The 14,331-nt window shown below is 64.1% G+C and carries 15 protein-coding genes; 4 read left to right on the forward strand and 11 right to left on the reverse strand.

The window, feature by feature from the left end; all coding sequences use genetic code 11:
- Positions 1–92: 92 nt before the first annotated feature.
- Positions 93–893, reverse strand: coding sequence for a carbon-nitrogen hydrolase family protein (locus AC5WEY_RS16555; protein WP_495646713.1), 801 nt, complete (start codon positions 891–893; stop codon positions 93–95).
- Positions 894–939: 46 nt separating this feature from the next.
- On the opposite strand from AC5WEY_RS16555, the gene AC5WEY_RS16560 reads away from it, so the two are divergent.
- Positions 940–1,581 carry a GntR family transcriptional regulator gene (locus tag AC5WEY_RS16560; RefSeq protein WP_495646714.1) on the forward strand — a complete coding sequence of 214 codons (642 nt, stop codon included), beginning with the start codon at positions 940–942 and terminating at the stop codon, positions 1,579–1,581.
- Here AC5WEY_RS16560 and AC5WEY_RS16565 read toward each other — a convergent pair.
- The gene (locus AC5WEY_RS16565) at positions 1,553–2,902 is read right to left on the reverse strand and encodes an MFS transporter (protein ID WP_495646715.1); all 1,350 of its coding nucleotides are present in this window, start codon (positions 2,900–2,902) and stop codon (positions 1,553–1,555) included. The two genes, AC5WEY_RS16560 and AC5WEY_RS16565, sit on opposite strands and share 29 nt — an antisense overlap.
- Positions 2,903–3,032: 130 nt before the next feature.
- Here AC5WEY_RS16565 and AC5WEY_RS16570 point away from each other — a divergent pair, with 130 nt between their 5' ends.
- Both AC5WEY_RS16570 and AC5WEY_RS16575 read left to right on the forward strand, forming a co-directional pair.
- Positions 3,033–3,707, forward strand: a complete 675-nt coding sequence (locus tag AC5WEY_RS16570; protein WP_057479262.1) for a DUF2848 domain-containing protein — start codon at positions 3,033–3,035, stop codon at positions 3,705–3,707.
- A gap of 84 nt (positions 3,708–3,791) precedes the next feature.
- A complete protein-coding gene (locus AC5WEY_RS16575) occupies positions 3,792–4,151 on the forward strand; it encodes an FKBP-type peptidyl-prolyl cis-trans isomerase (RefSeq protein ID WP_057479261.1) in 360 nt (119 codons plus the stop codon).
- Here the strand turns inward: AC5WEY_RS16575 and AC5WEY_RS16580 are convergent.
- From AC5WEY_RS16580 to AC5WEY_RS16595, 4 genes are all read right to left on the reverse strand, one after another.
- Positions 4,144–5,166 (reverse strand): isopenicillin N synthase family dioxygenase, encoded by a 1,023-nt coding sequence (locus tag AC5WEY_RS16580; protein WP_495646716.1) that lies wholly within the window; start codon positions 5,164–5,166, stop codon positions 4,144–4,146. The genes AC5WEY_RS16575 and AC5WEY_RS16580 overlap by 8 nt on opposite strands.
- Positions 5,167–5,227: 61 nt before the next feature.
- Complete coding sequence (locus AC5WEY_RS16585) at positions 5,228–6,529, reverse strand: sensor histidine kinase (protein ID WP_495646717.1); 1,302 nt, start codon at positions 6,527–6,529, stop codon at positions 5,228–5,230.
- A complete protein-coding gene (locus tag AC5WEY_RS16590) occupies positions 6,526–7,254 on the reverse strand; it encodes a response regulator transcription factor (RefSeq protein ID WP_495646718.1) in 729 nt (242 codons plus the stop codon). The genes AC5WEY_RS16585 and AC5WEY_RS16590 overlap by 4 nt, the downstream gene beginning before the upstream one ends.
- 10 nt (positions 7,255–7,264) lie before the next feature.
- Positions 7,265–7,471 carry a hypothetical protein gene (locus tag AC5WEY_RS16595; RefSeq protein WP_057479344.1) on the reverse strand — a complete coding sequence of 69 codons (207 nt, stop codon included), beginning with the start codon at positions 7,469–7,471 and terminating at the stop codon, positions 7,265–7,267.
- Positions 7,472–7,612: 141 nt separating this feature from the next.
- On the opposite strand from AC5WEY_RS16595, the gene AC5WEY_RS16600 reads away from it, so the two are divergent.
- Complete coding sequence (locus AC5WEY_RS16600) at positions 7,613–8,941, forward strand: cryptochrome/photolyase family protein (protein WP_495646719.1); 1,329 nt, start codon at positions 7,613–7,615, stop codon at positions 8,939–8,941.
- 6 nt (positions 8,942–8,947) lie between these two features.
- On the opposite strand, the gene AC5WEY_RS16605 is transcribed toward AC5WEY_RS16600, so the two are convergent.
- The 5 genes from AC5WEY_RS16605 to AC5WEY_RS16625 form a co-directional block, all read right to left on the reverse strand.
- Entirely contained in the window at positions 8,948–9,850 is a 903-nt protein-coding gene (locus tag AC5WEY_RS16605) for a DMT family transporter (RefSeq protein ID WP_057479257.1), read from the reverse strand.
- A gap of 136 nt (positions 9,851–9,986) precedes the next feature.
- Positions 9,987–11,843: a propionyl-CoA synthetase gene (locus tag AC5WEY_RS16610; RefSeq protein ID WP_495646720.1), complete on the reverse strand. Its 1,857-nt coding sequence runs from the start codon at positions 11,841–11,843 to the stop codon at positions 9,987–9,989.
- Between the two features lie 145 nt (positions 11,844–11,988).
- Positions 11,989–12,441, reverse strand: a complete 453-nt coding sequence (locus AC5WEY_RS16615) for a hypothetical protein (protein ID WP_495646721.1) — start codon at positions 12,439–12,441, stop codon at positions 11,989–11,991.
- Positions 12,438–13,685 carry a molybdopterin-dependent oxidoreductase gene (locus AC5WEY_RS16620; protein WP_495646722.1) on the reverse strand — a complete coding sequence of 416 codons (1,248 nt, stop codon included), beginning with the start codon at positions 13,683–13,685 and terminating at the stop codon, positions 12,438–12,440. The genes AC5WEY_RS16615 and AC5WEY_RS16620 overlap by 4 nt, the downstream gene beginning before the upstream one ends.
- A gap of 95 nt (positions 13,686–13,780) precedes the next feature.
- The gene (locus AC5WEY_RS16625) at positions 13,781–14,317 is read right to left on the reverse strand and encodes a TetR/AcrR family transcriptional regulator (RefSeq protein WP_082521168.1); all 537 of its coding nucleotides are present in this window, start codon (positions 14,315–14,317) and stop codon (positions 13,781–13,783) included.
- Between the last annotated feature and the right edge of the window lie 14 nt (positions 14,318–14,331).

Consider the following 14,331-nt stretch of genomic DNA (forward strand, 5'->3'; position numbering starts at 1 on the left):
TCGCTGCGGGACGGCCGAGTGCGCGCGCCGAGTTCGAGGTTATGGACGTATTTCGGCCGGAATCCATCCATAACTTCGAGTTCGCGGCACCGTCAGGCGTCGAAGTGCTTGCGATTCTTCAGCACCGGCAGCGTTTTCCGGACGGCGTCGACCATTGCGGTATCGATGTCGATGGTCAGCATGCCCGGAGTCGCGTCGAGCTGACCGAGGATCTCGCCGGTGGGGGAGCAGACGATGCTGTGGCCCACGCCCAATGGTGCCTTTCCTTCGGCGGCAGCGGGTTCGGCTTGGTCGCAGGCTGCGATGAACGTCGTCGAATCCAACGCGCGGGCGCGGGCGAGCAGGGTCCACTGGTCCACTTTGCCGTCACCCGATCCCCACGATGCCGGAACGAGAACGAGTTCCGCACCGAGGTCGCCGAGCTTCTGGAACAGCGCCGGGAAGCGGATGTCGTAGCAGGTCGCGAAGCCCACCCGAACTCCGGCGATGTCCACCACCAGTGGGTCCGAACCCGGTGCGACGGTGTCGGATTCGGCGAATCCGAACGCGTCGAAGAGGTGTATCTTGTCGTAGCTCGCATCGATGCCGGGGCCGGTGACGAGCAGTGTGTTGGTCACTCGGTCATCTGCCGCGGGGGTGAACATTCCGGCGACGACGGTGATCCCGGCATCGGACGCGATGGACCGCACCGCGTCGGCCCATTCGCCGTCGAGAGGCTGTGCGAACTTTCGGATGGGTCCGCCGAAGCAGCGCATCGTCGCCTCCGGAAACACGACGACGTCCGATCCGGCGTGAGCTGCGGCGCGGGTGTGGGTCTCGATGAGTTCGAGGTTCTCGGTGGGGTCTTCGCCGCTGGTGATCTGGGCGAGGCTGATGCGAATGGACGAGCTCACGGTGTGACTCCTGGTTTCGTCGGAGGAAGACAGGTATACATATCGTATGCAGCCGCTGTCGGGGAGGGAGAAGGCGTACCTGTTCGTGCGCGATCAGGTGCTGTCGTCACCGGCCGCCACCGGCACTTTTCTCAACGAGCAAGAGCTCGCCACGCGAATCGGCGTATCGCGCACACCGGTTCGTGAAGCGCTGCTCATGTTGCAGTCCGAGGGCCTGGTCGAGATGGTGCCCAAGCGCGGCGCGCACGTGCCGGCGATGTCCGGACGGCAGATCGCCGAACTGATGGATCTGCGCGGTGTCCTCGAGCGGCATGCAGCCACCCGAGCGCTGCGCGCCGGTGATGCGCCGATAGAGCAGATGCAGAACGCGCTGACGCAGCAGGAATTGTTGATGAACTCGGCCGATGCGGATGCACCCAAGCAGTTCATCGACTGGGACGGCACGTTTCATCAGAGTCTGATCGATTCGGCGGGAAGCGAACTGCTCTCGCGTACGTACGCCGGTCTGCGAGCGCGCCAGCTTCGCGTGGGCTTGAGTGCGTTGTTCACCGCGGCCAACCGGCAGCATCGGGTGTGCGCCGAGCACCAGGCCATCATCGACGCACTCGGTGCGGGCGATGAAGGCCTGGTACACGAGAAGATCGACGCTCACCTCGAGGTCACACTTCAGACTCTGCTGCGCGCGTAGCGTTTTCGTGCTCCTGGTTCAGTAGTACGTAGTGCTCGTCCTCGGTGGGGTCGGGGTTGCGGCCGAGTGCCAGGCCGACGAGTGTCACCGCTCCGACGATCACGATGTATCCGGCGATCGGCACCCAGCTGTCCGTCTTGTCCAACAGGTACACGAAGATCAGCGGGGCCATCGCGCCACCGAACACCCCGGCGATCGTGTACGCCAACGAGCTACCGGTGGAACGCAATCGCACGCTGAACTGCTCGGTGACGAAGGCTGCCTGTGGCCCGTACATGAACGAGTGGAATGCAAGGCCGACAACGACTCCCAGGATCAGGAGCGGTAGCGATCCGCCGCCGATGACGAGGAAGAAGATCGCGCTCCAGGCAACACCGCCGACGGCCGCGACGCCGTACACGAGGCGCCGGTTGATGCGGTCGGACACTGCTCCGGCGAGCGGTATCAGGCCGAGTTGGCATGCCGATCCGATCAGAATGGCCGTGAGTACCTCGCTGCGCTCGAAGCCCAACTTCTGGGTTCCGTAGGTGATCGAGAAGACCGTGAACATTGCATAGATGACGTCGGGTGCGACACGAGACATGATGCCCGCCAACAGCGGTCGCAGTTCGGTCTTGAACACCTCGCTGATCGGTGCCTCGGAGCGGTCGCCGCTCTCCTGGAGCGCCTTGAACACCGGGGTGTCCTCGAGCTTCAGGCGGATCCACAAACCGAACCCGACGAGTACGGCCGAGAAGAGGAATGCGACCCGCCATCCCCAGGACTCGAACTGCTGGTCGGTCAGTGACAGTGTCAGGATCGCGAGTGCGCCGTTGGCGAGCAGGTTGCCTGCCGGTGGTCCGATCTGGGCTGCCGAGGACCAGAAGCCGCGTTTGCGGGGATCGCCGTATTCGCTGGAGAGCAGAACGGCTCCGCCCCACTCGCCGCCGACCGCAACTCCCTGGCAGAACCGCATCGTGACGAGGATGATCGGGGCCGCGATGCCGATGGTGTCGTAGCCGGGGATCAAGCCGATGGCGAATGTCGTGACGCCGATCAACAGCAGGGTGATGACGAGTAGCTGTTTACGCCCGATGACGTCGCCGAGACGTCCGAAGACGAATCCACCGACCGGACGGGCGATGTACCCGACGGCGTACGTCGAGAAGGCCAGCAGTGTTCCGGTCAGTGGGTCGCTGTCCGGAAAGAAGACGAGCGGGAACACCAGCGCTGCGGCGGCCGAGTAGACGGCGAAGTCGTACCACTCCAATGCCGTTCCGGTCAGGCTGGCGGCAAAGGCCTTGGCCAGGCCCTTTCTATCCACCGAAACAGGTTCGGTCATGACGACTCCTTCGTGTGCCTGGGATCACTCTATCCGTTGTACCTGCTCCATACTTGCTGTATACAAGACGTATGCGCAAGGCTTTGGGCGTATCGGAAACAGAAAATTTACGAGGAGAGGGTCCTTACTGATGCTCACATTCACGCTGCCCGACGGCACGACCGAGTCGGTTGAAGTGACCGCGCTGCTCAATGCGGGCTATGCCGGTCGCAACCAGGAAGAAGTGGCGTCGCACATCGCCGAGCTTGCCGAACTGGGCGTCCCTGCCCCGACGGTGACCCCGGCGCTGTATCCCATCTCGCCGTACCTGGCGCAGCAGACCGATGCCGTCGCCGTCCAACACGGTCGCACCTCGGGTGAAGCCGAGTGGGCCCTGGTTGTCTTGGGCGACACGATGGAGGACGTATTGCTCACGGTGGCATGCGATCACACCGACCGGGACCTCGAAGTTCACAGCGTCGCGTGGAGCAAGAACGCGGCTCCCGACGTGCTCGGCACCGGCGCATGGCGCTTGAGCGAGGTGGCCGACCGACTGGACGAGATCACCCTGACCGCGTGGGCCGATGGAGTGCTCATCCAATCGGGAACTCTCGGTGATCTTCTCGCCCCGCAGTACTGGCTGGACGTGCTCACCGAGCGCGGACTGTTCTCGCGTGGAACGGTGTTGATCTCGGGCACCATCTCGATGCACCACGGGGTGAATCAGTTCTCCGACGCATGGAAGGTGGAGATGACCGACCCCGCGACCGGCAATGCTCTGACCTGCGAATACAAGACGAATTTGATGCCAGCGCCGATTGGCTGACCGTCACGACGTAAAGTCGGAGCGGAATATGCCCCAGATCGACAGTCGGCGTCGGCGGGCCGGCATCAACCGCAGGAGACTTCAGTGACGAAGCCAGTGATCGAATTTCAGGCCGGACCGGCACCCTTGGACTTGGTGACGGTCGACCTCGTCGAAGGTGACGGCGCAGAGGCAGTTGCAGGCGGCACCGTCGAGGTGCACTACGTCGGTGTCGAGTTCGATTCGGGCGAGGAGTTCGACTCGTCCTGGAACCGCGGCGAATCCATTCAGTTCCCGCTGCAGGGACTGATTCAGGGCTGGCAGGACGGCATCCCCGGAATGAAGGTCGGCGGACGCCGTCAGCTCACCATTCCGCCGGAGCTCGCCTACGGCCCGGCCGGTGCAGGTCATCGCCTCTCCGGCAAGACCCTCGTGTTCGTCATCGATCTGCTCGACGTCAAGTAACAGCGCGACGTACCCGCTCGGCTTCGCGGGTTGCCGAGGCGTTGGCCGTCCCGCCTCGGGAACCTGCCAGTTTTGCCTTGATGTGTTCGGCCACGGTCACCGGTCGGTACCGGGGCTCTGCGCCGGCCTCGATGCACGAGGCCAACGGCGCGATCACAGCGTCGAGATTGCCGTCGTGGAAGAAGGCAGCAGAACGTCTGCGCTGGATCGTCCCGCCCGACACCGGTGGCCGCACGCGATGCAGAGTCGACATCCAGCGATCGTTGGTCAACCGGGCGGTCAGATCACCCAGATTGACCAGCATTGCGCCCTCGACAGGCTGCACGTCGTGCCACAGTCCGTCTGCACCGAGGACCTGTAGGCCGGGTACCCGATCGGCCCAGAGCACCGTCACCAATCCGTAGTCGGTGTGCTCGCTCATTCCGGTGAGTTCGCGGTCCGGTACATCGGTGCCCGGGTCGAGTGCGTAATTGTTCATTCGTAGCGTGTCGAGCGACTGATCGGTGATGCGTGAGAACAGGTTCGGCGATTCCCCGAGTGCGTCGGCGAACACCCCGGTCAGCGTGCGTGCCACGCGGCCGGCTTCGGCGAAATACGGTTCGACGGCGCTTCGGAACCCGACCGAGTCGGGCCAGGTGTTCGGCTCACCGGTGCCGATATTGAATGCTTCGAAGTAGTCGTTCATGCCCGACGCCGAATCGAGCCCGAGGCTCAGGCTCAACGTTTCGCTCTTCGGTGCGGTGTAGCCGCGGTTGAGCTCGGGCGGGCAGATGTAGGCCGATTTCTGCGCTGGGTCCAGTCCGAAGAACGAATCCATCGCCGACGCGAGCCCAGCAACGATCTCGTCGGGGATGCCGTGGCCGACGATCTGCATGAAACCGACTGTGCAGCATGCATGATCGACCTCCGACGCCACGCTTCGGCGCGCGGTCGCGTCGGCCCTCGAGGAGTGGGCACCCCGCACGTACGGCGAGATGTCGACAGTGGGAACGGTGAAATCCGATGACGAGTGCACCGGTCCATACTCCTCGCATCGGGCAATCCTGCGGGTTTCTCCCGCGTAACGAATGCCGACCCTAGCGAATCTGCAACTCCATCACCAGGCGCGCGCCGCCCAGTGGACTGTCGGTGAAGTAGACACGGCCACCGTGCAATTCGGCCTGCTGCGCAACCAGGGCCAGACCGAGACCCGAGCCACCCTTGGCTGCCCTGGTGCCGCGCTCGAAGCGGCCGAACACCGATTCGCGTTCATCGACGGGTACCCCGGACCCGTTGTCGTCGATCACAACTCGCACCGTCGTGTCCACGCGTTCGGCGGTGATGACGATCGAGGTTGCGTTGCCGTGCCGAACGGCATTGCCGATCACGTTGTCGACGGCCAATCGCAGACCGGTCGGTAGTGCGCGCATCGTGATCTCGCAATCGGGAGCGGACTCCACGCGGATGTCGAGCTCGGGGTGCAGTCTCTGCGCGTCCTGGGCGGCGACGTCGCAGATGTCGATGATGTCGGTCTCGACTCTGTCGCCCTCACTGGACAACTCACCCGACGCCAGTCGTTCCAGGGCGGTCAGCGTGGTCTCCACGCGTCCTTGCGTTCGCTCCAGGTCGCCCAGAATCTCCCGTTGCTGCGCGGGTTCGAGGTCGAGGGTTCGCAGGACCTCGAGGTCGGTGCGCATCGCCGTCAGTGGGGTGCGCAGTTCGTGTGCGGAGACGGCTGCGAAGTCGCGTGCGGTGTCGAGCGCGGCATTGGTGCGGTCCTGGGCCTCGTTCAGTCTGGTCAGCATGCCGCCGATCGCGACTGCGAGTGCATCGGCCTCGGTCACACCGGTGCGGGTGTCGGGCGCGGTCGGAGGTTGAGCGCTGACCTGCCGGGTCAACGTCACCAACGGTCTGACGGCTCGCCCGCCGAACAGCCAGCCCAGGCCGGTGGACACGGCAATTGCAACCAGCCCCAGCATGAGCACTTGTTTCTGTTGCTCGTCGGTCACCTGTTGTGCTTCGAGGGCCGGCACTCCGATCGAAATGGAGACGGTGGAGACGACGGTCGACACCGCCGTATAGACGCGGAACCGTTGGCCGTCCACGTCGACGGTCTGCGATCCGGTCTCCAGCGCGGGCAGCCGTGTCGGTGTCGACGCGACCACAATGTCACCGCTACGGATGGTGACGGCGAATGCGCCGGAGAGTTGATCTATGAAGGCCTCCAGCGTCGACGAGTTGGGAACCAGCACCTGCGACGCTGTCGTCAGCCGCTCGTCGAGCTGATTGACGTTGTTGCGGGAAATGGCGACCGACGTGACCACCGCGAGGGCCGCAACGACAAGGGTGGCACCCAAGGCCGTGGCGGCGGCGACGCGGGCGCGCAGCGAGAAGCTCATGCGGCTTCTCGGACGACGAACCCGACGCCGCGGACGGTGTGCAGGATGCGCGGGGAACCATCGGATTCGAGTTTGCGACGGAGATAGCCGACGAACACGTCGACGACGTTGGTGTCGGCGACGAAGTCGTAGCCCCACACCAGTTCGAGCAGTCGCTCACGCGTGAGGACAACGCCCTTGTTCCGGGCCAGAATTGCCAGCAGCTCGAATTCCCGCTTGGTCAGGTCGATGTCGACTCCGCCGCGATGTACTCGATAGCCGGGGATGTCGACCACGAGGCTCCCGATGGCCACCGCCGAGTTCGGTACCCCCGAATCTGTCACCGGCACAACCGGATTGGTGCCGCGTCGGCGCAGCATGGCGCGGATTCTCGCCACGAGTTCGGCCAGTACGAACGGTTTGGTGAGGTAGTCGTCGGCACCGGATTCCAGCCCGGCAATGCGATCGTCCACCGAGCTTCGAGCACTGAGCACGCAGATCGGAATGTCGTTTCCCATGGCGCGCAACGCGGTCACGACGCTGGCTCCGTCGAGTACCGGCATGTTGATGTCGAGCACGATGGCATCGGGCGTGGATCGGGAGACCACGCCGAGTGCCTCCGCTCCGTCGGATGCGGTGATGACGGTGAACCCCGACAGGCGCAGTCCGCGTTGCAGCGAGGACAGCACGTCGGCGTCGTCATCGACGACGAGGACGGTGGCGGGGGAACTCGACGATTCGGTCACCGGTCCAATGCTAGGCAACCCAGCTGTCGACGGTAGTTCGGCGTTCCTCGGGTGTCTTGGCGAAGAACTCCTCGAGTGCACTGCGGCGGCCGGTGTCGGCATCGAGCGACCAGGCGAGTGCCGGTGCCTTGGCATAGAGCTGCTCGTAGTACTTCTCGAAAGTGCAGGTGCTGTTCACCAGGGAAAGAGCGCCGGGGAAGGGGCGGATGTTCGACATGATGTTCTCCTTTTCTCTTCTGTGTTTCCCAAGGTAGAGGCCCATGTTGCGGCCTTGGTGAGCCGTCGTTGGCGATTCTCTGAGAATTGCGCGGGGCGAGGGTGCGGGTTGCACTCCGGACGGTTGGGTAAGACTGACACCATGTCGCTCGTATGGTTTCGCCGTGACCTCCGTCTGGGGGATCTGCCCACCCTGACCGCCGCCGCCGAGTCCGGAGATCCGGTGCTCGGGCTCTTCGTGCTCGACGACCGCTTGCTGAAGCCCTCCGGCGGGCCGCGGAAGGACTTTCTCTTTCGGTCTCTCGAGGCGCTGAACGAGCAGCTCGACGGCAGACTGATGGTGGTGCACGGCGACCCCGAGACCGTCGTGCCGAAGGTGGCGAAGGCGATCGACGCGCAGGACGTCCACATCAGTGCCGACTACGGCCCGTACGGCCGCGATCGCGACCAGCGTGTGGGTGAGAAGGTGAATCTGGTCGAGACCGGATCCCCGTATGCGGTCGCCCCCGGGCGGATCGTCAAGAACGACGGTGAGCCGTACAAGGTTTTCACGCCGTACTCGCGCCAGTGGCTCGAACACGGCTGGCGCGGTCCTGCCGACACGTCCGCGAAGACCGTGGAGTGGATCGACCCCGACGACGTGAAAGGTGTTCGGCGGGTGAAGATTCCTTCGGAGAAGGAGGCGTCCGACGCGGCTGCCGGGGAAGCGGCCGCGTCCAAGCAGTGGAAGGACTTTCTCGACGAGGTCTCTGCATACGACGACGAGCGCAATCGTCCCGACCTCGATTCGACGAGTCGGATGTCAGTACATCTCAAGTACGGAACCATTCACCCGCGGACGATGTTGGCCGATCTCGGCAAGCTCCGCAGCGAGGGGTCCGCGTCGTACCGTCGGCAGATCTGTTGGCGAGACTTCTACGCCGACATCCTCTTTCAGCGACCCGACAGTGCTCGAGAGAACTACGTCAAGAAGTTCGACGCAATCGAACTGGACTCCGGTAAGCATGCCGACGAGTTGTTCGATGCCTGGTGCAAGGGGGAGACTGGCTTCCCGATAGTCGATGCCGGTATGCGGCAGTTGAACTCGGAGAAGTGGATGCACAACCGGGTCCGCATGATCGTCGCGTCGTTCCTCGTCAAGGATCTGCACCTGCCGTGGTGGCGGGGTGCGCGGTACTTCATGCAGCACCTCGTCGACGGCGATCTGGCGAACAACCAGCACGGCTGGCAGTGGACCGCGGGAACCGGGACCGACGCGTCGCCGTACTTCCGAGTGTTCAATCCGATCACCCAGGGCGAGAAGTTCGACCCCACCGGCGATTACGTGCGGCGTTGGGTACCCGAGCTACGCGGTGAAGAAGGAAAAGCCGTGCACACGTTGAAGTTCGGCCGGCCCAAGGAATATGTGGAGCCGATCGTCGACCACAAGCACGAGCGGGAAGTGGCGATCGCGCGATTCAAGGCAATCTAGCGACCGTTATCGCTTGCGCGACAACCCTACCCCCACCAGACATATCATTCCGCCGACCACCGCGAGGTAATGCGGAACCTCACCCAGCAGCAGCCAGGCGAGAGTGATGGTGATCGGCGGGACGGCGTACGTGGTGATGCCGAGCTTGCCTGCGTTCATTCGCGTCAACGCGTAGGCCCAGGTGCTGAAGGCCAGTGCCGTCGGCACCAGGCCCAGGTAGATCAGTCCGCCGGTGGCTCCGGTCGAGGCCGTCGACAGGTCGTCGAGTAGAGCCGGTGCGAAGGGCAGCGTGCAGACCGCGCCGATGGTGCAGGCCATCCACGTGACTTGAAGTCCGGGAATGGTGCGCAGCACCGGCTTCTGGCTGAGCACTCCGATGGCGTACGTCACCGCGGACACCAGACACAGTGCGATGCCGAGGAAGTCGGCGTCCGTCTTGGTCGTGGACGTGGTGGTCACGGCGGTGACGACACCGACCATGACGGCACCGGCGAACGCGATGCCGGCACCGATCACCAACCACCTCGGAAAGCCCTCGCCCAGAAGCAGACCCGCGAACAGGGCGACGAGTATCGGTCCGATCTGAATGATCATCGAGGTCGTCCCGGCGTCGACGCGTTGTTCGGCAGCATTGAGGGAGACGTTGTAGATGCCGAACCAGAAGACACCGATGCTGATGATCTGCAACCATTGAGTCCGGTTCGGCTTGACCCACTGTCTTCTGACGAGGACTATCGCGCCGAGTGCGAACGATCCGATGAGTAGTCGGCCCAATGCAAGTGGCCCTGCACCGAACGATTCACCGACTCCGCGAATGGCCACGAAGGCCGAGGCCCACGAGACCACCGTGACGACGACTGCGCCGAGAGCGAGCCAATCCACGGCGGGCCGGGTATCGAGATCTGTCATGGTGACGACGTTAGCGCGCTGGAGTTCCCCGTGGCGCGCGGGTTTCGGCCATGGTTACGCGAATTTGCGTCGTGAGCGTCCCCACCGGTCGTGCGCGTTTTGCGTACCTGGACATACGCAAAACGCGCACGACGGGTCAGCGGCCGAGCAGCTTCTCCAGTGCATCGAGGACGGCCGGATCCTCGATCGTCGACGGGACGCCGTACTCCTCGCCTGCGACGATCTGGCGCATGGTCTTCCGCAGGATCTTGCCGGATCGGGTCTTGGGCAGCGCTCCGACGATCGTCACGTCGCGGAACGTCGCGAGCGCACCGATCTGATCGCGCACCATGGCCACCAGTTCGGTACGCAGCTGCTCCTCGGTGATGTTCTCCCCGGCTTTGAGTACTACGTAACCACTGGGGCGCTGGCCTTTGAGGTCGTCGTGGATACCGATGACCGCGCATTCGGCGACGGCGGGATGGCCGGCCAATACCGCCTCCATCGATCCGGTCGACAGACGGTGGCCGGCGACATTGATGACGTCGTCGCTGCGTCCGAGTACGTAGACATAGCCGTCGGCATCGATGTATCCGGAATCGCCGGTGAGGTAGTAGCCGGGGAACGTATCGAGATACGAACGCTGGAAACGTGATTCGTCGTTCCACAGGCCTACCAGTGCGCCCGGTGGCAGTGGCAACTGCACGACGATGTTGCCCTCGGTGCCCGCGTCGACGGGGTTGCCGGTGGCGTCGAGGATACCGACCTGGAAGCCGGGTACCGGTACCGTCGGCGATCCGGGTTTGATCGGAAGTGGCTCCAGGCCGCGAAGATTGGCGCAGATGGCCCAGCCGGTCTCGGTCTGCCACCAGTGGTCGACGACCGGGCGGTCGAGTGTGCGCGAAGCCCACTCGTAGGTATCGGGATCGAGGCGCTCGCCGGCGACGAACAGGGTCTCGAGCGAGGAGGTGTCGTATTTCTCGAGCTCGGTGGCGTGCGGATCGACCTTGCGGATGGCGCGCAGCGCAGTCGGTGCGGTGAACAGGGCGCGGACGCCGTGATCCTGGATCACCCTCCAGAATGCCCCGGCATCGGGAGTCCCGACGGGCTTGCCTTCGTACAGAACCGTTGTGGCACCGGCGAACAGGGGTGCGTAGACGATGTACGAATGTCCGACGACCCAGCCGACATCGGACGCCGTCCACATCACTTGCCCTGGCCCCACGTCGTAGATGTTGCGCATCGACCACGTCAGCGCGACGGCATGGCCGCCGTTGTCGCGGACCACGCCCTTCGGCTTGCCGGTCGTTCCCGAGGTGTAGAGAATGTACAGCGGATCGGTGGCCAGCACCGAAACCGGTTGTGCTGCTGTGGCGTCGGCGACGAGGGTGTCCCAGTCCAGCCACTCGTGGTCACCGGTAATTCCCTCTCGTGATTTCACGATCACCGACGGTGTGTTCGCGGTGGTGAGAGTCAGTGCCCGTGCCACCAGCGGCAGATACTCGATGACGCGACCCGGCTCGAACCCGCCGCTTGCGGTGATCAGCAGTGCCGGTTCGGCGTCGTCGATGCGCGCTGCGAGTTCTTTGGCTGCGAAGCCGCCGAAGACCACCGAGTGCACCGCGCCGAGCCTCGCGCACGCCAACATCGCGACGACGGCCTCGGGAATCATCGGTAGATAGATCACCACACGATCGCCCGGCCCCACACCTTGCCCGCGCAGTACCCCGGCGAATCGAGCGACCTGGTCGAGGAGTTCGGCGTAGGTGTAGCTGCGGGTGAGTCCGAGCATCGCAGAGTCGTAGATCAGTGCGGTCCGGTCGCCGTGCCCGGCATCGACGTGCCGGTCCAGGGCATTGAAGCACGTGTTGAGGCGGGCCCCGGGGAACCAGTGTGAGCCGTCGAATGCGGTGGTGGGAGGGGTATCCCAGTCGACTTCTGCCGCCGCATACAGCCAGAATTGCTCGCGGTTGTCGATGCTGCTGTCGAATGCTTGCCGATACTCACCACTCATGTTGTGGAGCGTAGTTCGGGGCTGCGTGGTGCGGGCGGGGTTGCGCACTACCGGCGACGACCGGCGGGATCCCGTCGACCGACGGTCGTTGCGTGCAATGGTGCCCATCGGCGTCGATATCGATGGCTCGGCCGCCGAGATTGCGTCAACGCCTCTGCCTGAGCATTTCGCGGCCGCCGTAGAACGCGGCGCTGGCCGCGAACATCCCGGCCACCAGCAACAGCCATCGCATCGCATACGGCTCCTGTGTCAGGCCGGTGGCCGCCTCGTACGTCTCGCTTCCCTGGGAGAAGATGCCCGGTGCGAACAGCAGCAGGCTCAGACCTGCGCCGAGCGCAGGAATGCGAACCGCGTTGACGAACCGGCCGAGGCGAGCCACCAGCGTCCGGTCGAGTAGGGCATACAGCGGAAACAGAATCGCGTCGTGCACCACAGCAGCGCCCACGAACCACAGCCCGATGGACTGCCACCAGACGTCGGCGTTCCACAGTGCCGGAAAGCCTATTGTCAGAACCACGACACCGGCCAGTGCGAGGCAGCAGGCCGTCACCACCAGGTGCAACGGGCCTGCGCCGTACCGCGCCCGAAACGTGCTCATGCGTTCTCCCCGAAGAATTCGACGGATTCGATCCATTTGGTGGCATGTACCCCGGGAATCGCCGGCATCATGATGCGAGCGGGATAACCGTGATCGAGGGACAGATCGGCACCGTTCACTCGAAGGGCGAGCAGCGAATCGGGATGCACCATCTGGTGGCCACCGAAGGTGACGCGGTTGAACGACCCGGAAGGTTCGAGGGAACGTACCTCGCCGGTGTCCACGGAGTCGATTCCTGCGAGTACAGCGAGATCTCGCAGCCGGACACCGGTCCACGTCTGAACCGTCGACCAGCCTTCGACGCAGGAGATCGGCAATTCGACGGTGTGCAGATCCATCTGTTCGAGTTGGGCTCTGGTGAGCACGACCTCGTTGCTTCCGGCGCGCACGGTCAGCCGCCACGAATCTCCCGTCCGCGCCTCGTCGATGCCTGCGGCCTCGGCAGTCCGGTTGATCTGAAAATCGTTGGGTCCGTCGCCGTAGGAACGGCCGCGGGGGAGCAGAATCGCCGCTCCGCGAAGAAAGCCGCCTGTCGTCTGCCCCACGCTGAGGACGGCGACAAACAGTGCGCTGCCGCCCACGAGTGCCAGTGCGCCGCGCCGACTGATGGTCGCAGGGGCGGGATCGGTTGCAGCAAGACCGGATTCGTCGTCGACGTCGGGAACGGTGTCGGCCACTCGAATGCGCATCAGCTCCAGGAACGGACGGGTTCTCAGTGCCGTGACCATGGTCGGAAACTTCAGCACCACGTGAGCGAGGAAGCCGGCGACGAACACCCAGGCACCCCAGTAGTGCGCGGTGTAGAAGCTGAAACCGAAGAGGTAGTCGTACTGAATGTTCAGCACTCCGGTGATGATCTCGAACAGGACGCCACCGACCAACGCCAGCAACGATATTCGTTCGAGGAGGTGGGCGACACTTCGAACCGGTGGCATCTCGATCAGTTTCGGGATCACCGACCACAGCTTGGCCAGGACGATCGGCACCATGATCAGTCCGAGTCCCACGTGGAGGCCCTGAGTGAGTCGGTAGAACCAGACGGGTTCGGTCGGCCAGTCGAACGACGGTAGCCGCAGCCATCCGACGTCACCCGGCATGGATTGGCCGAATTGGGGACCGTAGGCGGCCCAGGAAATGAATCCGGTGATCGTCACGATCGGCAGCGCGACGAGCAGTACGGATGCCAGAACAGAGGTGAACCAGACGCCGCGGATCGGGCTTCGAAACGTAGGAAGTCGTTGCATTCTGGTTCCCGTCTCCAATTTTGTACCCGCTAGTACAAACTAGTGAGGTCGAGCGTAGCGCACTCGGGGTCCGGTCACCAGAGTTCGTTCGCTCGTCATGTCTCGGTGCGCAGTCGACGAACCGCAGCGACCGCAGCGTCGAGCGCATCGCGCAGCGGTTGCACGTCACCGGCGATCCGCGCGATCAGCATGCCGCCCTGCAGCGAGGCGATCAGAGTGGCGGCGGCAGCGGCCGGATCGGTTGCCACGTCCAGTTCCCCGCGGTCGACCATGCGACGAATTCCCTGCTCCAGTGGTTGCTCCCAGCGCCGGAACGCGGCATGGAGACTGGGGACGAACGCTGCATCGTTCTTGAGTTCTGCCGCGAGCGAGCCGAGGGGACACGAGAACGGCCCACCGGGCTGCTCGTGGTTTCGGACGACCTCGGCGGCCCACGCGTCGATGTCGTCGAGGCTGTCGATGTTGGCCAGGCGTGGCTGAGCGGCGAGAACACGTTCGAGCTGACGGGCGATCACTGCCTCGACCAGGTCCGACTTGTCGGAAAAGTAGTGGTACAGCTGCGACTTTCCGGTTTCGGAGGCGGCGAGTACGTCGTCGAGCGTCGTACCGGCAACGCCGTGGGTGTACATCATCGTCGCGGCTGCAT

This window comes from Rhodococcoides sp. S146-33, assembly GCF_059489205.1.